Below are 18663 nucleotides of genomic sequence, written 5' to 3'. Positions count from 1 at the left end.
CGTCAATGTGTGTCCCCCTCGTCGCCGACGCGACACGCCGTCTCGCTACGTTGGTACAGCGCCGGCGCGGGACTGTTGCCGCGCCGCAGATTCGACGCACGTTTACCCCCGCCGCCACGAGTTTCGTTCATGTCCATGCGTGCAACCTTCCTCGGGACCGGCGGGGCCGTTCCCACCACGGCGCGAGCGCCGAGCGCGTTCCTCGTGAACCGCGACGGCGAGCGCCTGCTGTTCGATTGCGGGGAAGGAACCCAACGTCAGATGATGCGGTTCGGGACCGGATTCGGTATCTCGCACCTATTCGTCACGCACCTCCACGGCGACCATATCCTCGGTATCCCCGGCCTGATTCAGACGCTCGACTTCAACGAGCGCGACGACTCGCTGGCCATCCACGGCCCGCCGGGAAGCAAGCAACACCTCAAAAAGCTCGTCCACGCCGGCGGCTACCAACCCGGCTTTCACGTCTCGGTTCACGAAACCCGTCCCGGAAACGTCGCCTACCGCGGCGACGACTACGAAATCCGTGCCTTCGAGACCGAGCACCGAACCTCGTCGGTCGGCTACGCCCTCGTCGAGGACGACCGACCCGGCCGGTTCAACCGCGAGAAGGCAGAGGAACTCGGCGTCCCGGTCGGACCCGCATTCGGCCGCCTCCACAGCGGCGAAGATGTCGAACTCGAAGACGGGACAGTCATCAAGTCCGAGGACGTCGTCGGCGACCCGCGACCCGGCCGGAAGGTCGTCTACACCGGTGACACGCGCCCGCTCGACGGAACTATCGAGATTGCCCGAGACGCCGACCTACTCGTCCACGACGCGACGTTCACCGACGAGGAAGCAGAGCGCGCAGCCAAGACGGCGCATTCGACCGCCCGCGAGGCGGCTCGCGTCGCCCGCGACGCCAACGTCCGCCGGTTCGCACTGACGCACATCTCGGCGCGCTACGCCGCCAACCCGCGACCACTGCTCGAACAGGCGAAGGAAGTCTTCGACGGCGAGGTATTCGTCGCCGAGGATGGCCAGAAAATCGACATCCCGTACCCCGACAGCGACGCGGACGAGTAAGTCACAGGGCCGCGTGTTTCATGTCGGCCAGCAGATACGCTTTTCTCACCACCCGACGCACCACGGGGTATGCCCTCGAACGACTTCCACATCCTCGACGTGTTCGCCACCGAGAAGTACGCCGGAAACCAACTCGCCGTCTTCGAAGACGCTGACACGCTTTCGGACGACCAGATGGCGACGCTCGCAAAGGAGATGAACTACTCCGAGACGACCTTCATCGAAGGTGGAAGCCCGGAGACGGGGTTCGACGTTCGAATCTTCACGCCTGCGGGCGAAATTCCGTTTGCCGGACACCCGACTCTCGGGACCGCAGCCACCCTCCGAGAGCACTTCGAGGCCGGAGACGACATCACGCTGAACCTCGGTGTCGGGAAAATACCAGTCGAAGTGCGCACAGCGGGCAGCGACGAGGTGTACTGGATGACCCAGAACGCACCCGAGTTCGGCGAGAAGTTCGCACACGAGACGCTGGCAGAAGTCCTCTCGCTCGACGTGGACGACCTCGACACTGACTGGCCCGTACAGGCCGTTTCGACTGGGCTCCCAGCACTGATGGTTCCCCTCCGCGACCGCGATGCCCTCGGCCGGAGTGAAGTCGACCTCCCCGCATACCGCGCATTCCTCGACGATGGCGGTCCGGAGAACCTGCTTCCCTTCTGTCCGGACCCGCGCGACGACGCGAACGACCTCGCGGCGCGGATGTACGCACCCGGTCACGGCGTCGCCGAAGACCCTGCCACCGGAAGCGCAAACGGCTGTCTCGCGGGCTATCTCGCTCGGCACGAGTACTTCGGTGAGTCGAGCGTCGAGGTGACGGTCGAGCAGGGCTACGAGATGGGCCGCCCCTCGCATCTCCACCTCGAAGCCAGCGACGAGGGTGGCGATGCCGGAGAGGTGACTGTTCGCGTCGGTGGTCGCGTCGAATTCGTCGCGGAAGCGAACCTAGTCTAAAAACGGTTCTCGGTGGCCGACCCTCGATTCAGTCGCGGTGGTCGTCGCAGATGGGAATCTGCCCGTCGTCGAGGAGGACGACAGGAACGCCGAGAATCACCCACTCGCGGACGTAGCGTCTGACGGTCGTCGCGGGCGACCCGCATTCGACGCAGACGGCGTCGGCATCCGGTGAGAGCGATTCGAGAATCCGCGTTCGCGGGCCGAACGTCGTCCGCGTGTAGGCTGGTCGTCGCGTAAGGAGGACGACGACGCCCGCGACGACACCCAAAGCCACGACTGGGAGGACGAACCGCCCGACACCGGTGCGGACGAGTGCGCCGACGAGAGCGAACACGATGACGACGGCGACGAGTTCGCGACCGAACCGCATCAGTTGGACGTGCTGTTAGTGTCGGAGTCGGTCGACGAGTCAGACGAGCTATCGCTGTCGAGCGAACGCACGAACTGCGGGTAGCCGCCGTCACCGACCGGGATGTACACCGTGTCCGTCTCGTCTAACTTCTCGATGTACTTCTGGGCGAGCACCTCGTCAGAGAGTGATTCGGCGAGGATGCGGTTCGCGTCGGCCTGCCCCTGTGCCTCGATGCGCTTGCGCTCGGCTTCGAGTTCTTCGACGGCGAGTTCGTCTTGCTTCTGCTGGCGACGCTGCTCGGTGATTTCCTTCTGTTCGACTGCCTGTGCGTATTCACTCGGGAGTTCGACGTTCCGAACCTGAACGGCTTCGAGGATAATACCAGCCTCGGAGAACTCGTTCGAGAGTTCCTTCTCGGCGGCGGCCTTCAACTGCGTCTGACCTTCGCCGGTGTAGATGACGGTGACGGGGAGCCGACCGGCCTCGGTACGGAGGACCGAGCGAATCGACGGGCGAATGAGTCGCTCTTCTGCAGTGTCGAGGGTGCGGTAGTTGCGGTAGAAGTTGACCGCCTTCGACTGGTCGACGCGGTAGCGAACGGTCACGTCGATGTCGGTTCGCAGTCCGTCTTGTGTGAGGACGGTGATGGCGTCGTCACCCCGCTTGTCGCCCTCACTAGTCGACGAAGACATGGTGTACGACTGCGGGCGGACCGAGAGGGAGACGGTCGATTGTGCGACTGGGTTCACGAGGTGCGCGCCGGGTTCGAACACCGTTCCGGTCGTCGCGCCCCACTTCTTGACGACTTTCACGTTCCCCTCTTCGACTGGCTCCCACGCGAGGAGTCCGGCGATGGGGGCGGCAATGAGGAGGAGGGCGATACCTGCAATCAGGGCAATCCGCGTCAGTGACCGCGGGGTCATAGACGGCGGTGATGGAGAGTCTGCACTCATCGGTCAGAAATTTCACTCTGGTGAGTTGTTTGTTTCGTATTGAGTCTTTCAGCCGACACGAGAGCACGTTCGTTCTGGCGAAGAACGCAGACACGTGCTGGCGAGGAGAGCAAACCACCTCCGGCGTGGAGTATATATTCGGCGCGTCCCTACTCGCCGCCGTGAACGACCGGACGAGCGCGCTTGACTCGGTCGTCTTCGGCGTCGACATCCAAAGCGGCGACGTTCGAGGGGATTCCCCGTCGTACGCGTTGGTCGTGTTGGACACCCGAGACACCGAGTCAGACAAGGTCCGAATCGAACGAGACGTTGTCTCCTTCCGCAAGTTACGTCGCCTCATCGAGAGCGAGGTCCCCGCGATGGTCGCGACCGACAACATGTACGAACTCGCGACCGACAAAGACGACCTCGTCCGCTTCCTGCAGTGGCTTCCCCACGAGACGAAACTCGTGCAGGTGACTGGTGCCGAGCGACCGGAACCCCTCTCGCGAGTCGCATCGAGACACGGCGTTCCGTACGGCAAGAAGCCGATGAAGGAGGCGGAGGCCGCTGCCAGACTCGCCCTCGCGAACGTCGGCCACGAGGTCGCCGCCTTCGAGAACACGACGACCGTGAAGGTCTCTCGAGGGCGCTCGACCGGCAAAGGTGGCTGGAGTCAAGACCGCTACACGCGTCGTATCCACGGGTCGGTCAAACGCGAGTCCCGCGAAGTCGAGTCCGCACTCGACGAAGCGAATCTGGCGTACGAGCGCGACGTGACCGAAAAGTACGGCGGCTACTCGAAAGCGGTGTACACGGTCGAAGCGCGGCCGCAAGACATCCCCGTCTCGACGCACCGCTCCGGTGACACCCGCGTCGAAATCGAGCGCGAGCGCCGCGACGGCATCGAGTTCGAACCCCTCGTCAAGCGCCGCGACCGAGTCATCGTCGGCATCGACCCCGGCACGACCACGGCAGTCGCCGTCGTCGGGCTCGACGGACGCGTCCTCGATATCCACTCGACTCGCACCGCCGACACCGCCGCCGTCATCGAATGGCTCATCGAGCGCGGTCGCCCAGCACTCGTCGCGGCCGACGTACACCCGATGCCCGAGACGGCCGAGAAGTTCCGCCGAAGTTTCGACGCCGCGGGCTGGGCACCGCCGAAGGACATCCCGGTCGACGAGAAACTCCACCGCACCCGCGAGGTGAACTACGAGAACGACCACGAGCGCGACGCCCTCGCCGCCGCTTTGTTCGCCTTCGACGACCACGAAGACCAGTTCGAACGCATCTCGCGGAAGGTCCCAGCCGAAATCGACCGCGAGGAGGTCATCGCTCGCGTCCTCTCTAGCGAGGAGTCCGTCGAAGCCGTCCTTCGAGAGATGAACGACGACGGGGACGAGGAGACTGACGACTCCGACGAGGAATCCCCGACCGAACCCGACCTCTCGCCCGAGGAGCGCGAAATCCGGTCGCTGAAATCCCGAGTCGAACGCCTCGAATCCCACGTCGAAGACCTGAAAGCGACCATCGAGGAGAAAGACGAGACCATCGAGGAGTACAAACAGGAACTCTCGGACGCCAGACGCGAAGAGCGCCGGAAGGCCCGCGAGCGACGCGAGGTGTCCAGACTCGAACGCGACAACGACAGACTCGAACGGAAAGTCGAGTCCTTAGAGGCCGAAAACGAGGAGTTAGCCGACAAACTCGACCGCCTGAAGTCGCTGTGGAAACTCGACCACTCGAACTTCGCGGACGTGAACACCAATGGGAACCTCGTCCCGGTCAAAATCGTCGAGCAGTTCACCAACGGCGCGCTCGACCAAACCGTCGAAGAGTACGGCATCGCCGCAGGGGACGTGGTCTACCTCCGCGACGCCAGCGGCGCGGGACGAACGACCGCCGAGCGCCTCGCCGAGTTCGACCCCAAGGTCGTCCTCCGGTCGGGCAACCTCTCGGAAGTCGCAGACGAGGTGCTGTTCGAAGCTGAGGTTCCGGTCGCTCCCGCCGACGGCGTGACGATTCAGGAGATAGACGAACTCGCGGTTGCCAAGGAGTCAGCAGTCGAATCTGCAATTGCTGATTGGGAAGAGCGCGCCGCGGAGCGTCGAAAGGAGCAACAGGAGTCGATGGTCGACCAGATTATCTCCGAGCATCGCGCCGATAGGCGATGAAAAATATGACAAATGATATGTGATTTGGCAAAATCTCATGCATCATGCAAACGGTTAATTGGGATGTTGTAATTGTTTTGCTATATTCTTTATTCCTAGGCATCATATACTACATGAACCATGGGATTATTTCCCCCTTTAACTCGGTTAAGATTCGTGCATATTTCAGAATATGGAGTCCGACAAATATTTTCAGAAGAGCAAGACAAGGGATAAAAACACCCAATCCGATTGTCAAAAATTTTGCTATATTGTTGTCGTATTCTCTTATAGTTGGTTTTGTAGTCTTGATCTGGAAGCCGGTGAATTTGGTTCCTGGCGAAGCTATTCTTAGATTTCTCTCAGGGCCATTAGATCTAGACTCGTTACAATGGACCGCACCAATCCTAGGTGTAGTTATTAAAATTATATATGATTTGGTGACTGACGATTCAAATAATAGGTTGAGGAACACGATAAATTCAGGGTATTTTGTAATCACCGGTATGTTCATTGTAATTGGATTCTTGGTTCTTGGGGTTTCAGTCCCATATTATTCTCAGGCCGCAGAACAGATATCTAACATAGCGTCAACAGCAATTTTGGTCATTATTTCACCTACAGTGATTACGGTACTAATTGGATTAATACGTAGACCACCTACTAAAGAGAAGAAGACGTATAGACAAGCAGAAAAGGCCCTGTATAATACGATCCACCAAAAGCGCCATTTGAAACGGGTTTGTGAACTTGTAGAATCTGATAAATTGGCAACAGACTGTTCTCATGAAGCAGTTTCAATATCAAAGTCCGAACTATCCACCAACTCATTTGCAATTGACCTGTCACTCAATTCATACCAAGAGTTAATTGAGAAAGATGGTGTTGTCAGTGTGGAATGGAATACATTCCCAAATGACGAGATGAAATATAACCCAGAACCTGCAGCAACTATTCAGTTTGATTCTGACAATATCTCAAAAAAAGAGATTGAACATTTGACATCAGACGTGATTAAGCAGGGAAGAGTTCAACCAAGCATAGATAGCTACGATATATTTGAACAAAGAATCACTGAAATCAGAAACAATATATTACTGTCAATGGATAGGAATGATATAAGTAACGTAGTTAGACAGATCGGATACATAGAGCAGCTATCGGTGAACTGTTGTGAACAATGTGCTATCTGGGAGCTATCTGAATCAGAACAAGTGAAACTATTCAAGCCGATTGTAGGCGCGATAGATGCGTTAAAAGATGCTGAGTCAGACATAGTAACAACGAAAATTGACTCAGTTCTACTTAAATTGCTCACGTGTTCGAAGGAACATGATCTGGACGGTGTAGAAAATCAGTTAGCAAAACTAACTGACGCTCAAAATACCTGATTCTAGTTTAATCAAAGTTCTAATTTTTTGATTGAAATTGCCAAGATAGAACGTACAGTGCAGGCCCCAGAAGCGGCACGAAGAACGCGAGTGCTGCCCAGAACGTCGCGTTCCGCTCTTTGAACGTCGCGTCCTTGTGAACCCGGTACGGGAGGTAGACGTGGAAGGCGAGGAAGTAGACGGCGAACCCGAGGATGTACGGAAGGAGGTTGCCGCCGCGGACGGAGGCCCACATCGCCGCCAGCAGGCCGAAGACGGCGAGCATGAGCGCTCCGAAGATAACCATCGGCGCGCGCGTTCGAGTGCCTGAGTCGGACATCACCCGGAGTTAGGACCGCGGTGTGTTGTCCGTTTCGCCCGCGGGCGGCGTTTCATAGGGACTATCGTAGCCAGCCGACGGGTTCGCGACCCGAGGCTGACGACGGAGTCCCTTCTCACGGAGGGAGATGACGAACGACTACGATAATCCCTATCAGAAGTCATATCCCACCTCCCCGACACCAGACACGTATGGACGCATACGACCTGATCACTCGGAACGCCTCCGAAGTGGTCACGGAGGACGAAGTGCGCGCGCTGGCCGACGACCCCGAGGGCAAGCGAGCGTACGTGGGCTACGAGCCCTCCGGCGTCCTCCACATCGGTCACATGCTCACCGCCAACAAGCTCATCGACCTCCAAGAGGCGGGCTTCGAGGTAGTCGTACTTCTCGCTGACGTACACGCCTACCTCAATGGCAAGGGCACATTCGAGGAGATTCGGCAGACGGCCGAGCGGATGAAAGAACAGTTCATCGCCTACGGCCTCGACGAGAGCCAAACCGAGTTCGTCCTCGGCTCCGAGTACCAACTCGACGAGAGCTACATTCTCGACCTCCACGCGCTCGAACTGGAGACGACGCTCTCGCGTGCCGAGCGTGCGATGGCCGAAATCAAGAGCGGTGACAGCGTGACCGTCGCGCAGGCGGTCTACCCAATCATGCAGGCGCTGGACATCGTCTACCTCGATGTCGACCTCGCCATCGGTGGGATGGAACAGCGAAAGGTCCACATGCTCGCCCGCGACACGCTGCCGAGCATCAACGAGGACTCGCCGACCTGTATGCACACGCCGCTTATCGCCGACCTCGCGACGGGCATCGGTAAGATGTCCTCGTCGAAGGGCGTCACCATCTCGATGGAAGACACCGCTGAGGATATCGAAGACAAGGTCAACGACGCCTACTGCCCGCCGACGGCGGACCCAGAGCCGACAGACGACGGCGACGAACGCGAGAATCCCGTCCTGCAAATCTTCGAATACCACGTCTTCCCGCGCTTCGAGCAGGTCGTCGTCGAGCGCCCCGACGAGTACGGTGGCAACCTCGAATACGACGAGTACGAGTCGCTCGAAGCGGACCTCGAATCGGGTGAACTCCACCCCCTCGACGCGAAGGGCGCACTGACGAGCTACCTCGACGAACTCATCGCGCCCGGCCGCGAGAAAATAAACGGCTGAGTCCGTCTCGGCCGACGACACACCGTTTCAGGCCATTCCGAACATCTTCATCACGCCCTCCGCCAGACCGCTCGCCACGAGGCCCATCCCCGCGACGACGAGCGCGATACCGGCAGCGACGATTGGCGCTTGAACGGCGACGATGCCGATACCGGCGAGCAGGCAGACGATTCCAACTATCCCTTTTGTTCCAAGTTTATCGAGCATACCACCAGTGCGAGTGGGGACTCCCCTAAACGCGTCGCTTGGTGCGACGGGAAACGTCAGATATACGTCGGCGGGTTTAAACATGACGCCGTCAAACGCTCGCGCATGAGCGACGACGAGAACGAGAGCCGCCGAGACCTTCGAATGCCGAACGACGACGAAGAGTTCGCCGTCGTGACCAACATGCTCGGTGCCAATCGTATCCGCGTCCGCTGTGCCGACGGCGTCGAGCGGACCGCTCGCATCCCCGGACGAATGCAGAAACGCATCTGGATTCGAGAGGACGACGTCGTCCTCGTCGAACCGTGGGATTGGCAAGACGAGAAGGCCGACGTGACGTGGCGCTACGAGAAGTCCGAAGCGGACCAACTTCGGCGCGAAGGTCACATCCAGTAATCGCCCGCACATCGACTGCGATACGTATCGTGTGCCGATGAGACACAGCGCAACAGCACCTGTGCCCTTTTCATCTCGTCTCCCGTAGGAGCAGACGAATGAGTGACGACTTCGGCATGGTCGAGCCCCAAGAGGGTGAAGCGTTCGGTGACGAGTGGGAAGAGATAGACGTCACCGACGACGCGGCGGACCGCATCGCGCGGCGACGCGACCGCGACTTCGACGAGTTCCGGATTCGGATGAAAGACGCCGACCAGTTCAAGGTCGAACAGTCGGTGTTCGACGACGCCACCTTCGCGGCGATATACAAACTGGTCCAAGACGGCCACATTTCGGCCTTCGGCGGCCCCATCTCGACCGGGAAAGAGGCGAACGTCTACGAGGCACTGGGTGCCGACGAGACGGACGTCGCGGTCAAGATATACCGCATCAACGCCTCAGACTTCCGGCACATGCGCGACTACCTCGAAGGCGACCCGCGATTCGAGAGCATCGGCAACGACAAGGGGCAAGTCGTCCGCGCATGGGTCAGAAAGGAGTTCGCTAACCTCGAACGCGCCCAACGCGCCGGAGTCAGAGTTCCCTCCCCAATTGCAGTCCAACGAAACGTCCTCGTCATGGAGCTTGTTGGACTGGTCGAAGACCGGGCACGACGACTCTCGGAGGTGAACGTCGAAAATCCCGACACCGCCTACGAAGTCGCCCGCGAGTATATGCGCCGTCTCCACCGCGCCGGACTCGTCCACGGCGACCTCTCGGAGTACAACCTCATCATCCACGAGGGCGAACTTGTCGTCATCGACCTCGGACAGGCCGTGACGGTCCACCATCCGAACGCCGAGGAGTTCCTCCGCCGCGACTGCCGAAACATCGCGAAATTCTTCCAGCGACAGGGGGCTGACGCCGACCCCGACTCACTGTACGAGTTCGTGACGGCCGACGAAGCGACCGACGAGGAGTAGTCGATGGCAGGGAGCGTCGCCCGCCGGTTCACCGCGTTCGTCGGTCTCGCGGCCCTGTGGGCGTGGCCGTTTTGGCTCCTCACATCTGTTCTTCCCGACACCGTCGACGTCGCTGCCATCCTCGTCGGTGCGTGGGGACCGACTGTCGCGGCGTCCCTGTTGACGTGGCGGACCGCTGGCCGAAACGGCGTCAAAGCGCTCCTCTCGAAGTATCTCGCGTGGCGGCCCGGCCTGTGGCCCGCAGTCGCTGTCGTCGTGGTCGCGTTCGTCACCACCGTCGCTGCCGTCTGGGTCACATCACTCGGTGGCGTCCCGGGTGGACTCGGCGGTGGTCCACCACTATTTGCGATACCGGTTGTCATCCTCGTGAACGTTTTTCTCGGCGGGCCACTTGCCGAGGAGGCCGGATGGCGAGGCTTCGCGCATCCACTCCTCCGTGAGCGCTTCGGTCCCGGAACCGCAGGGGTCGTCATCGGGAGTCTCTGGGGGCTGTGGCACGCACCGCTGTTTCTCCTCTCGGGCCAATCGTTCGCCGTCGGCGGCGGCGACCCACTCGCGTTCGTCGCGTTGACCGTCTCGTGGTCGGTTCTGTTCGGCGTCGCCACGGAGTGGGCTGATGGAAGTCTCGTCCCGGCGGTGTTCGGACACGCAGCGGTCAACACGTTTCTCGGAACCTACGGCGTGTTCGCGGCGGCCCACAACCGCCCCGCTGTCGTCGTCGGGTTCATCATTGTCGCTGTCGCGTCGCTCGTCGTCTACCGGGTCAGAGCCCGCTGGCCTACCCTGCTGTCGCCGGACGCGACGTGACTGTCTCGGTACGCGCTGGTTTTGCAGCGATTTTGCTGAGACCCCAGCATCGCGTGCGAGAGACACACGCAGTGCCCCCGCGAGCGAACTCTTAAACCATTTCACCGGGTATCCACGCGTATGCAGCACGTCAAGGTGCCGCAGGACCGTATCGGTGTTCTCATCGGCGAAGGTGGGTCGACACTCCGCGAAATCGAGCGACGCGCAGAGGTTCGACTCGACGTCGACTCTGAAAACGGCAGTGTCGCCATCGACAGCGTCGGCGACCCCGTTCTCGGGATGGTCGCCCCCGACGTCGTTCGCGCCGTCGGCCGCGGCTTCGCCCCTGAGGACGCGATGTTGCTCCTCGACCAAGAGATGGCGATGTTCGAACTCATCGAAATCGACCGACACACCCGCAATAAAAACGACATGCGGCGAAAGAAGGGCCGACTCATCGGCGAGAACGGCCGCACCCGCGAACTCATGGAAGAGTTGACCGGGGCGGACGTGGTCATCTACGGCTCCACGCTCGGCATCATCGGCCAACCCGAAGAAGTCGAGGCCGTCCGCCGCGCCGTCGAGATGATTCTCGACGGTGCCCCGCACGGTGCCGTCTACTCGTTCCTCGAACGGAAGCACAACGAACTGACCAGCGGATTCAACGTCCGACAGAACAACTGACCCGTCTCGCCGACGAGACACCACTGAGGTGCGGCACGCACCGCCGCCGACGCCACCGTCGGGGCACCGCTTGCGACGCACCAGCCCCGTATCGTTTTTCCACCGCCCGACGTACCGAGAGCTGTGACGCCACAGTTCGAGAGCGACAAGGGACGGCCCGTCACGGCCGACGAGATGCGCGAGGCACCCGGTGTCACCGTCGAACCCGACACGACTCTCACGCTCGCGCTCCCGAAGACCGGGCTTGCTACTGCGGAGGCTGGCGACCTCCTCCTCGCAGACATCGGGATTCCACGAGGCGTCTACGACTCACTCGGCATCGACTACGCCGACCCCTTCGATGGCGCACGCCGAGTTTGGCTTCGTAGTCGTTGATAAACCCATGTAATCGACCGCCGTCGTCGGGTCACGACCGCGCCCCCGTGTTGCGTTTTGACATGCCACTATTCGGAAGGTTTTTATAGAATCACAAACAATCAGGCGATGACTATGAGCCAGCGAATGCAGCAGGGTCAGCCCATGATCATTCTGGGCGAAGACTCGCAGCGCACATCCGGTCAGGATGCGCAGTCGATGAACATCACGGCCGGGAAAGCCGTCGCAGAGGCCGTACGCACGACGCTCGGCCCCAAAGGGATGGACAAGATGCTCGTCGATTCGTCGGGCCAGGTCGTCGTCACGAACGACGGCGTCACCATCCTCAAGGAGATGGACATCGACCACCCCGCGGCCAACATGATCGTCGAAGTCTCCGAGACGCAGGAGACCGAGGTCGGCGACGGCACGACGACCGCCGTCGTCATCGCGGGCGAACTTCTCGACCAGGCCGAAGACCTCCTCGAATCTGACGTCCACGCGACGACCATCGCGCAGGGGTACCGTCAGGCCGCCGAGAAGGCCAAGGAAGTCCTCGAATCGAAGGCTATCGAAGTCACTGAGGACGACCGCGAGACGCTCATCAAAATCGCCGCCACGGCGATGACCGGCAAGGGCGCAGAGTCCGCCAAGGACCTGCTCGCCGAACTCGTCGTCGACTCCGTGCTGGCAGTTCAGGACGACGACAGCATCGACACGGACAACGTCTCCGTCGAGAAGGTCGTCGGTGGCTCCATCAACAACTCCGAACTCGTCGAAGGCGTCATCGTCGACAAGGAACGCGTCGACGAGAACATGCCGTACGCGGTCGAAGACGCCAACGTCGCTATCCTCGACGACGCGCTCGAAGTGCGCGAGACGGAAATCGACGCCGAAGTCAACGTCACCGACCCCGACCAGCTTCAGCAGTTCCTCGACCAGGAAGAAAAGCAGCTGAAGGAGATGGTCGACACGCTCGTCGACGTCGGCGCCGACGTCGTCTTCGTCGGTGACGGCATCGACGACATGGCGCAGCACTACCTCGCGAAGGAGGGCATCCTCGCGGTCCGCCGCGCCAAGTCCTCGGACCTCAAGCGCCTCGCCCGCGCGACGGGCGGCCGCGTCGTCTCCAACCTCGACGACATCGAGGAAGACGACCTCGGCTTCGCCGGCTCCGTCGCCCAGAAGGACATCGGTGGCGACGAGCGCATCTTCGTCGAAGACGTCGAAGACGCGAAGTCCGTCACGCTCATCCTCCGCGGCGGCACCGAGCACGTCGTCGACGAACTCGAGCGCGCTATCGACGACTCCCTCGGCGTCGTTCGCACGACCCTCGAAGACGGCAAGGTGCTCCCCGGCGGCGGTGCTCCCGAGACGGAGCTTTCGCTCACCCTGCGCGAGTTCGCTGACTCCGTCGGCGGCCGCGAGCAGCTCGCTGTCGAGGCGTTCGCCGAAGCGCTGGACATCATCCCGCGCACCCTCGCCGAGAACGCTGGCCTCGACCCCATCGACTCCCTCGTCGACCTCCGCTCGCGTCACGACGGCGGCGAATTCGCCGCTGGTCTCGACGCCTACACGGGCGACATCATCGACATGGAAGAAGAGGGCGTCGTCGAGCCCCTCCGCGTCAAGACGCAGGCCATCGAGTCCGCGACCGAAGCCGCTGTCATGATTCTCCGCATCGACGACGTCATCGCTGCTGGCGACCTCTCCGGTGGCCAGACCGGCGACGACGACGACGAAGGCGGCGCACCCGGCGGCATGGGCGGCATGGGTGGCATGGGCGGTATGGGCGGCATGGGCGGCATGGGTGGCATGGGCGGTATGGGCGGCATGGGCGGTGCTATGTGAAAGTCGGGGGATCCGACTTTCACGTAGGCCACCGAGCTTCGCTCGGTTACGCCGATGTAAATCGCGCCCCAGTAGGCCACCATACACCCATCCACTGACTCACGCATCGACTCGAAACGTCGGCCTGATCCGACCCGATTTTTTTTGCGTCACGCCCGATAGCGGCGCGAATCGACACACGTAGAGTGAAAAGAGCGCCCAATCAGTCTCGAATCCAAATCTTCTCCCACCAGCCCATGCGATAGTCAACCATGGGCGACCGAGCGTGCTATCGAGAGTTCTGTCCCGACTGCGACGCGCAGGTAACAATCGTCGATTCGGCGTGTCCCGATTGTGGGCGAGAGTTGGAAGTCGTCTGAGATTCGGCGTTACTCCGGTACTTGCGCGTCGATGTGGTGGACCGCGTGCGGGGAGAGATACCGGCCGCCCGGCACCTCGACCCAACCGTTGACGAGGACGCGGACCGGTCCCTCGTGGAGCACAGACTCCATCTCGGCGTCGCCGTAGACGACCGCGTCGTCTATCGTCTGTTCGAAACGTCCACCGAACGGGGAGTCAGACGCGAAGACCATACAAAAGACAACTAGCCGATACGTATTGAGAATGGTGGGTGACCGGAGTATTCACGAGGACCCAGAATCGACCACATCGGCGCGCCGAGCGAGGAAGTCGACCAGCACTGAGACAAGGAGCAGGGCCGCGACGAGTTTGAGGCCGCGGGCGACGTCCAGTCCGAGCACCCCCGCGATACCGAAGTGTTCGACGACGTGGAACGTTGCGGCGATGAGTCCTAGACAACCGAACAGGGGCCTCGTGAATCGGCCGCCGAGGCTCGTCACGAAATTGTAGGCGGCGACGCCGAAGACGACCGCGGCGGCAACGATGCCGAGAACGTCCATACGAGGCATCTTGCGCCACTCGATCAAGAAAATGTCGCTATTCTAACCCGATCGAAACACGCATATCCAAGGGCATGTTCCGATGCTCGTCAGGAATAGAGACTCTACCGAAAAGAGCGCGACGGGATGTTCCGACACGCCTCGCTGGCGCTCAGCAACCAACCGCAGTTCAGCAACAAAAAGAGCGCGACGGGACTCCCGCGAGGCATCGCCGAGTGGGAGTCAGTCGCGCGAGCGAGGCCTCCGGCCGAGCGAGCGCGACGGGATTCGAACCCGCGACCATCGGATTAGAAGTCCGACGCTCTGTCCGACTGAGCTACGCGCCCTCGGATGCCACAAATCGGCCCCGGAAGAAAAACGAATCGGGTTCTATCCGTCGAACCGGTACAGGGAGGTGACCACCGGCAGCCGATTGAACATCCAGAAGGCAACCGGAAGGCCGACGACAGTGATTGCGAAGAACGCCGCGGCGTTCGCCCAGAACCAACTGAACCACCAGCCGATGAACACGAAGTAGACGGCACGAACGAGAAGCGACCGCTGCCCGCGGGCCGAGTCGGGGTCGGTGAGCGACCGTGGCTCCTTCAACGAGAGCACCGTCGGGACGAGATTGATGAGTTTGATGCCGAGCGGGAGGCCGATGATGGTCGCGTTGAGGAACCACGCGACGTTGACGACGAGCGGCGTCGCCCACCACCCGACGACCACGAACCACAGCGCGCGAACGACGAGCGAGCGTTGAGACATAGTCTACAGTGGGCGACGAGACGCGAAAAGTGTCGCGCCGCCCGCAGGTCGGTGTCGTGAACGAGAGAATCAAGCGACGACAGAGGAAGAACCGAGCGACAGTGACGGGAGAGTCGGGCGACGGGAAATCGAACCAAGCGACGGTGAAGGGAGGGTTTAACAGCGCGAGCGCGGTAGCAACCGCCATGAAAGTCATCGGGACAGTCGGCCTGCCCGGCAGCGGAAAAGGCGAACTCGCCGAAGTAGCCCGCGAGTCGGGGATTCCCGTCGTGACGATGGGCGACATCATCCGCGGGGAGTGCCGTGCTCGCGGTCTCGACCCGGCGACCGAGCACGGAACGATTGCGAAAGCACTCCGCGAAGAGGAAGGCGACGACGCCATCGCAGCGCGCTCGCTTCCGGTCGTCGAAGACCACCTCGAATCGAACGGCGTGGTGCTGGTAGACGGCCTGCGGTCGGACGTGGAACTCGACCGCTTCCGCGACGCCTTCGGCGAGGAATTCGTCCTCGTGAGCGTGGAAGCGCCGTTCGAAACGCGCGCCGAGCGTCTGCTTGACCGCGGGCGAGACGCGAGCGACACCGACGTCAAGTCGCTGAAGAAGCGCGAGGAGCGCGAACTCGACTTCGGGATGGGCGAGGCGATGGACCGTGCCGACGTGGTCATCGAGAACACCGGCACGCTGGCGGAGTACCGCGAGAAAATTACCCTCCTGTTCGAGGAAGGCCCAGACGCCGTCGCGGAGGCCAACGCATGATATACAGCGTCGACGTTCGTATCGAGGCCCCCGTGCGCGACACCGAAATCACCGACCGCGTCGGCGACGCCGTCGAGAACCTCTTTCCCGGCGTCGAACTCACCCACGAAGACGGGACGCTCGTCGGCGAAACCCACGAGTTAGAGCGCTTTTCGGAGCGCCTCCACGAGCAGGCCATCCTCGATACGGCCCGCCGCGAGTTCGCCAAGCGACAGGACGACGACGGCTTTTCGTTCGCGCTGAAGAAGCAGGCGGCGTTCAAGGGCGTCGTCAACTTCGCCGTCGGCAACCCCGACGAACTCGGCGACATCGAAGTCCACGTGACCGTCCGCGACCCGACGGTGGACGAAGTCATCGACTACATCGCACCGCCGACCGAAGACGGGCGACCGGTCGACCCGAACGACAGATAACGCGGCGACGGCCGCGGCGTCTCAGGCGACCAGCACCGCCACCGCGATAGCGATAAATACGATTTTTAGCCCCGTGTTGACGGCGATGACCTTCGACCCGAATTCGGGGCCCCAGATGCCGTACTGGAAGGGTATCGACCGCTTGAACGTCGAGACGGCAAAGGAGATGATACCGCCGATGAGCATCGTCGCCACGGCCTGTTTCGGCGTGAACGTCTGTCCGATAGCCGGCGCGATGGCCGCGGCCCCGGCGGTCGTGTCGAACGCGAAGGCGACGACAATCGGGACGGCGGCACCCGGCAGTCCGACGAGATTCGTCAGCGGACTGGCGAGCGCGGTGAACGATTCGAGGTCGGTCGTCCGCAAGAGGAGCGTGACGAGCACGTAGACGATGGCGAGTCGCGGGACGATTCGCCTGAGCGTCTTCCACGTCTTTCGCCCAGCGTCTTCGAGCATCGACCGGAGCGACTGTTCGTCCTCGCTGGCCTCACCAGCACCATCAGTCTGTGCGACTGCGGTAGCGTCGACGTTCCGCCCCGAGAGGAGCACCGCTCCGGCGACGACGCCCGTGAGCGTGATGGCGAGCGCGATAGCCGCGCGAGCGCCGACGTACATGAACCCAACCTCTTGGCCGAGAATGGGGATGAGAACGGGCCAGTAGAACGTGAAGATGTGCTGGACGAAGCCGAAGAACGTGTTGATGGTGACCGCAACGAGCGTGGCCCGGTCGTCGAGGACGCCGGATTCGCGGTACTCGGCGAGCATGCCGTATCCGGCCGTCGTCGAGGCGGCGGTCGTGACGATGGCTGTTCCCACCTCGTCGGGGAGGTTCGCCGGACCCGTCAGGTACCGCGAGAGTCCGGCGATTCGCTCCACGAGTCCGAACGCGACAACGAGGTTGGCCGCGAAGACGCCGAGTGCGATGTAGACCGCGATACGGGCGACTCGCGGAAGTACCTCGAACAGGACTGGGAGAAACGCCGACGGTTGCACGGTCTGTCCTGGGGAGCGAGCGAACTAAGCGGCGTCGGTCGGGGAGTGGGTGTCAGCAGTCGGCAGCGAAATCACACCAGCACCTGCACCACGCCGAACAGCACCACGACCCCGAGCACGTCGCAAACGTTGGTCACGACCGGGATGACCACGTCGTCCGGGTCGAGGCCGAACTGGTAGGCGGCGTACGTCGCGGTAAGCGTCACAGCCACCGCCAGCACCGCGAGAATCGTGCCGCTGGTGAGCGCGACCAAGATGACAGTCTGCGCTGCGAGCGTCGCCCCGCCCGAAACGAGCGCGGCCAGCACCCACGCACCGAAACCGATGACCGGGAACATCGTCACCGCGAGGGCGAACGTCGCAATGGCGTTGCCAGCGAGTTCGTCGTCAGCGGGTGAAAACGAGAGCGTCCCGAGGTGGAACGACGTCGAGAGGCGTGCCGCGAGAATACTTCCGAGGTTCCCTGCCGTCCCGATAGTGACCGGCACGAGGACGAGAAGCGACGGATACCGCAGTAATTTCGACTCGAAACTCCCGAGGACGAGTCCGCTTCCGAGTTCGACGAGCGTGAGCACGAGCAAGACCGGGAGCATCGCCCGCGAAATCGCTCGGACAGTCCACTCCGTGGGCATCTCAGAACACCCCTGCGATGGCGAGGACAGTTCGCACGGCGATGAGCAAAAACAGGATGCCGAACACGTCACCGGTCGTCGTCACGATTGGACCGACGAGCGTGTCGGGGTTGCGGCCGCGGCGATAGCCCGCGAAGACGACGGTGACGACGACGGCTGTGAGGACGATACCAGATAGGAGTCCGGCGACGATGGCCACGCCGACGAGAATCGGAAGCGGTGCGACCTTGCTTCCGAGGAGTGTCAGGAGGAAGAACGCGGCGACGGCGGCGAAGGTGCTGGTCAGGACACCGTTTGCGAGGGCGGCCGCCGCGGCGGCCTGGAGTCTGTCGTCGCCTGCGGTGACGCGCGGTTCGATGAGCCCCTGATGGAGCGCGGTTGCGACGCGGGCACCGAGCGAGCCGTAGACGTTCCCGCGAGTCGCGAGCAGCGCGGGCACGAGAACGAGAAGTCCTGGAACCGCACGGAGTTCCGCGCGCATCCCGCCGAGGACGACGCCCGCGACGAGACCGCCGACGAGACTCGCAGACAGCGCCGGGAGTGCTTCCCGGTATGCCTCGACAGCGACGTCGCGCACGGTCATTGTGGGGTGCGACGAACGCGAACGTTAAAAGTCGGCGGTATCTCGGAA

General features: G+C 61.8%; 22 protein-coding genes, 1 tRNA gene and 1 pseudogene. 13 read left to right on the top strand and 11 right to left on the bottom strand.

The features are described 5' to 3' along the window. The first annotated feature begins 135 nt into the window (after positions 1–135). Both rnz and C453_RS02890 read left to right on the top strand, forming a co-directional pair. Positions 136–1068, top strand: coding sequence for a ribonuclease Z (gene rnz, locus C453_RS02895; RefSeq protein WP_193788052.1), 933 nt, complete (start codon positions 136–138; stop codon positions 1066–1068). A 69-nt stretch (positions 1069–1137) separates the two neighbouring features. Continuing rightward, a complete protein-coding gene (locus tag C453_RS02890; protein WP_008322605.1) occupies positions 1138–2022 on the top strand; it encodes a PhzF family phenazine biosynthesis protein in 885 nt (294 codons plus the stop codon). A 28-nt stretch (positions 2023–2050) separates the two neighbouring features. On the opposite strand, the gene C453_RS02885 is transcribed toward C453_RS02890, so the two are convergent. Then, the gene (locus tag C453_RS02885) at positions 2051–2395 is read right to left on the bottom strand and encodes a hypothetical protein (protein ID WP_008322604.1); all 345 of its coding nucleotides are present in this window, start codon (positions 2393–2395) and stop codon (positions 2051–2053) included. 2 nt (positions 2396–2397) lie between these two features. Beyond that, a pseudogene (locus C453_RS02880) lies at positions 2398–3330 on the bottom strand (prohibitin family protein); the annotation flags it as partial. Positions 3331–3491: 161 nt separating this feature from the next. Here C453_RS02880 and C453_RS02875 point away from each other — a divergent pair. Both C453_RS02875 and C453_RS19875 read left to right on the top strand, forming a co-directional pair. Continuing rightward, a complete protein-coding gene (locus C453_RS02875; protein ID WP_008322602.1) occupies positions 3492–5486 on the top strand; it encodes a DUF460 domain-containing protein in 1995 nt (664 codons plus the stop codon). A gap of 44 nt (positions 5487–5530) precedes the next feature. Beyond that, complete coding sequence (locus tag C453_RS19875; RefSeq protein ID WP_152418004.1) at positions 5531–6856, top strand: hypothetical protein; 1326 nt, start codon at positions 5531–5533, stop codon at positions 6854–6856. Between the two features lie 19 nt (positions 6857–6875). Here C453_RS19875 and C453_RS02870 read toward each other — a convergent pair whose 3' ends face one another. Then, the gene (locus C453_RS02870) at positions 6876–7175 is read right to left on the bottom strand and encodes a hypothetical protein (RefSeq protein ID WP_008322601.1); all 300 of its coding nucleotides are present in this window, start codon (positions 7173–7175) and stop codon (positions 6876–6878) included. Positions 7176–7366: 191 nt separating this feature from the next. Between C453_RS02870 and C453_RS02865 the strand changes: the two genes are divergently transcribed. Then, positions 7367–8353 carry a tyrosine--tRNA ligase gene (locus C453_RS02865; RefSeq protein ID WP_008322598.1) on the top strand — a complete coding sequence of 329 codons (987 nt, stop codon included), beginning with the start codon at positions 7367–7369 and terminating at the stop codon, positions 8351–8353. Between the two features lie 27 nt (positions 8354–8380). On the opposite strand, the gene C453_RS02860 is transcribed toward C453_RS02865, so the two are convergent. Continuing rightward, entirely contained in the window at positions 8381–8560 is a 180-nt protein-coding gene (locus C453_RS02860) for a DUF7470 family protein (protein ID WP_007544189.1), read from the bottom strand. 105 nt (positions 8561–8665) lie between these two features. Between C453_RS02860 and eif1A the strand changes: the two genes are divergently transcribed. From eif1A to thsA, 6 genes are all read left to right on the top strand, one after another. Continuing rightward, complete coding sequence (gene eif1A, locus C453_RS02855; RefSeq protein ID WP_007544187.1) at positions 8666–8956, top strand: translation initiation factor eIF-1A; 291 nt, start codon at positions 8666–8668, stop codon at positions 8954–8956. A 98-nt stretch (positions 8957–9054) separates the two neighbouring features. Continuing rightward, the gene (rio1, locus tag C453_RS02850) at positions 9055–9918 is read left to right on the top strand and encodes a serine/threonine-protein kinase Rio1 (protein ID WP_008322597.1); all 864 of its coding nucleotides are present in this window, start codon (positions 9055–9057) and stop codon (positions 9916–9918) included. Between the two features lie 3 nt (positions 9919–9921). Beyond that, on the top strand, positions 9922–10725 hold the full coding sequence (locus tag C453_RS02845; protein ID WP_008322594.1) for a CPBP family intramembrane glutamic endopeptidase: 804 nt from the start codon (positions 9922–9924) through the stop codon (positions 10723–10725). A 120-nt stretch (positions 10726–10845) separates the two neighbouring features. Then, positions 10846–11388, top strand: a complete 543-nt coding sequence (locus tag C453_RS02840; protein ID WP_007544179.1) for a KH domain-containing protein — start codon at positions 10846–10848, stop codon at positions 11386–11388. A gap of 123 nt (positions 11389–11511) precedes the next feature. Further along, the gene (locus C453_RS02835) at positions 11512–11763 is read left to right on the top strand and encodes a sugar kinase (protein ID WP_008322593.1); all 252 of its coding nucleotides are present in this window, start codon (positions 11512–11514) and stop codon (positions 11761–11763) included. Between the two features lie 144 nt (positions 11764–11907). Next, positions 11908–13593: a thermosome subunit alpha gene (gene thsA, locus C453_RS02830; RefSeq protein WP_008322592.1), complete on the top strand. Its 1686-nt coding sequence runs from the start codon at positions 11908–11910 to the stop codon at positions 13591–13593. Positions 13594–13961: 368 nt separating this feature from the next. Here the strand turns inward: thsA and C453_RS02825 are convergent, their stop codons facing one another. From C453_RS02825 to C453_RS02810, 4 genes are all read right to left on the bottom strand, one after another. Next, positions 13962–14165 (bottom strand): hypothetical protein, encoded by a 204-nt coding sequence (locus tag C453_RS02825; RefSeq protein ID WP_008322591.1) that lies wholly within the window; start codon positions 14163–14165, stop codon positions 13962–13964. A gap of 51 nt (positions 14166–14216) precedes the next feature. Then, entirely contained in the window at positions 14217–14492 is a 276-nt protein-coding gene (locus tag C453_RS02820) for a hypothetical protein (RefSeq protein WP_008322590.1), read from the bottom strand. Between the two features lie 252 nt (positions 14493–14744). After that, a tRNA-Arg gene (locus C453_RS02815) sits at positions 14745–14818 on the bottom strand. Between the two features lie 43 nt (positions 14819–14861). After that, entirely contained in the window at positions 14862–15239 is a 378-nt protein-coding gene (locus C453_RS02810; protein WP_008322589.1) for a YccF domain-containing protein, read from the bottom strand. A 185-nt stretch (positions 15240–15424) separates the two neighbouring features. Here C453_RS02810 and C453_RS02805 point away from each other — a divergent pair, with 185 nt between their 5' ends. Together C453_RS02805 and C453_RS02800 are read left to right on the top strand one after the other, a co-directional pair. Further along, complete coding sequence (locus C453_RS02805) at positions 15425–15994, top strand: AAA family ATPase (protein WP_049907515.1); 570 nt, start codon at positions 15425–15427, stop codon at positions 15992–15994. After that, positions 15991–16407 carry an RNA-binding domain-containing protein gene (locus tag C453_RS02800; protein ID WP_008322585.1) on the top strand — a complete coding sequence of 139 codons (417 nt, stop codon included), beginning with the start codon at positions 15991–15993 and terminating at the stop codon, positions 16405–16407. Before C453_RS02805 ends, C453_RS02800 begins: the two co-directional genes overlap by 4 nt. A gap of 21 nt (positions 16408–16428) precedes the next feature. Here C453_RS02800 and C453_RS02795 read toward each other — a convergent pair whose 3' ends face one another. The 3 genes from C453_RS02795 to C453_RS02785 all read right to left on the bottom strand — a co-directional run bounded on the left by C453_RS02795 (position 16429) and on the right by C453_RS02785 (position 18615). Further along, entirely contained in the window at positions 16429–17400 is a 972-nt protein-coding gene (locus tag C453_RS02795) for a transporter gate domain-containing protein (protein ID WP_008322584.1), read from the bottom strand. 71 nt (positions 17401–17471) lie between these two features. Beyond that, a complete protein-coding gene (locus tag C453_RS02790) occupies positions 17472–18032 on the bottom strand; it encodes a magnesium transporter (protein ID WP_008322583.1) in 561 nt (186 codons plus the stop codon). Position 18033: 1 nt separating this feature from the next. Then, a complete protein-coding gene (locus C453_RS02785; protein ID WP_008322582.1) occupies positions 18034–18615 on the bottom strand; it encodes a magnesium transporter in 582 nt (193 codons plus the stop codon). Positions 18616–18663: the final 48 nt, after the last annotated feature.

The sequence above is a fragment of the Haloferax elongans ATCC BAA-1513 genome, assembly GCF_000336755.1.
GTDB lineage: Archaea > Halobacteriota > Halobacteria > Halobacteriales > Haloferacaceae > Haloferax > Haloferax elongans.
This window is presented reverse-complemented; position numbering and strand designations above follow the sequence as displayed.

What these genes read in the sequence shown, in the direction of transcription:
- C453_RS02785 (WP_008322582.1), bottom strand. Translation starts at nt 18,615, where the DNA reads ATGACCGTGCGCGACGTCGCTGTCGAGGCATACCGGGAAGCACTCCCG.
- C453_RS02870 (WP_008322601.1), bottom strand. Translation starts at nt 7,175, where the DNA reads ATGTCCGACTCAGGCACTCGAACGCGCGCGCCGATGGTTATCTTCGGA.
- C453_RS02790 (WP_008322583.1), bottom strand. Translation starts at nt 18,032, where the DNA reads ATGCCCACGGAGTGGACTGTCCGAGCGATTTCGCGGGCGATGCTCCCG.
- C453_RS02890 (WP_008322605.1), top strand. Translation starts at nt 1,138, where the DNA reads ATGCCCTCGAACGACTTCCACATCCTCGACGTGTTCGCCACCGAGAAG.
- C453_RS19875 (WP_152418004.1), top strand. Translation starts at nt 5,531, where the DNA reads ATGCAAACGGTTAATTGGGATGTTGTAATTGTTTTGCTATATTCTTTA.
- eif1A (WP_007544187.1), top strand. Translation starts at nt 8,666, where the DNA reads ATGAGCGACGACGAGAACGAGAGCCGCCGAGACCTTCGAATGCCGAAC.
- C453_RS02865 (WP_008322598.1), top strand. Translation starts at nt 7,367, where the DNA reads ATGGACGCATACGACCTGATCACTCGGAACGCCTCCGAAGTGGTCACG.
- rio1 (WP_008322597.1), top strand. Translation starts at nt 9,055, where the DNA reads ATGAGTGACGACTTCGGCATGGTCGAGCCCCAAGAGGGTGAAGCGTTC.
- C453_RS02845 (WP_008322594.1), top strand. Translation starts at nt 9,922, where the DNA reads ATGGCAGGGAGCGTCGCCCGCCGGTTCACCGCGTTCGTCGGTCTCGCG.
- C453_RS02825 (WP_008322591.1), bottom strand. Translation starts at nt 14,165, where the DNA reads ATGGTCTTCGCGTCTGACTCCCCGTTCGGTGGACGTTTCGAACAGACG.
- thsA (WP_008322592.1), top strand. Translation starts at nt 11,908, where the DNA reads ATGATCATTCTGGGCGAAGACTCGCAGCGCACATCCGGTCAGGATGCG.
- C453_RS02805 (WP_049907515.1), top strand. Translation starts at nt 15,425, where the DNA reads ATGAAAGTCATCGGGACAGTCGGCCTGCCCGGCAGCGGAAAAGGCGAA.
- C453_RS02860 (WP_007544189.1), bottom strand. Translation starts at nt 8,560, where the DNA reads ATGCTCGATAAACTTGGAACAAAAGGGATAGTTGGAATCGTCTGCCTG.
- C453_RS02800 (WP_008322585.1), top strand. Translation starts at nt 15,991, where the DNA reads ATGATATACAGCGTCGACGTTCGTATCGAGGCCCCCGTGCGCGACACC.
- C453_RS02885 (WP_008322604.1), bottom strand. Translation starts at nt 2,395, where the DNA reads ATGCGGTTCGGTCGCGAACTCGTCGCCGTCGTCATCGTGTTCGCTCTC.
- rnz (WP_193788052.1), top strand. Translation starts at nt 136, where the DNA reads ATGCGTGCAACCTTCCTCGGGACCGGCGGGGCCGTTCCCACCACGGCG.
- C453_RS02810 (WP_008322589.1), bottom strand. Translation starts at nt 15,239, where the DNA reads ATGTCTCAACGCTCGCTCGTCGTTCGCGCGCTGTGGTTCGTGGTCGTC.
- C453_RS02820 (WP_008322590.1), bottom strand. Translation starts at nt 14,492, where the DNA reads ATGGACGTTCTCGGCATCGTTGCCGCCGCGGTCGTCTTCGGCGTCGCC.
- C453_RS02840 (WP_007544179.1), top strand. Translation starts at nt 10,846, where the DNA reads ATGCAGCACGTCAAGGTGCCGCAGGACCGTATCGGTGTTCTCATCGGC.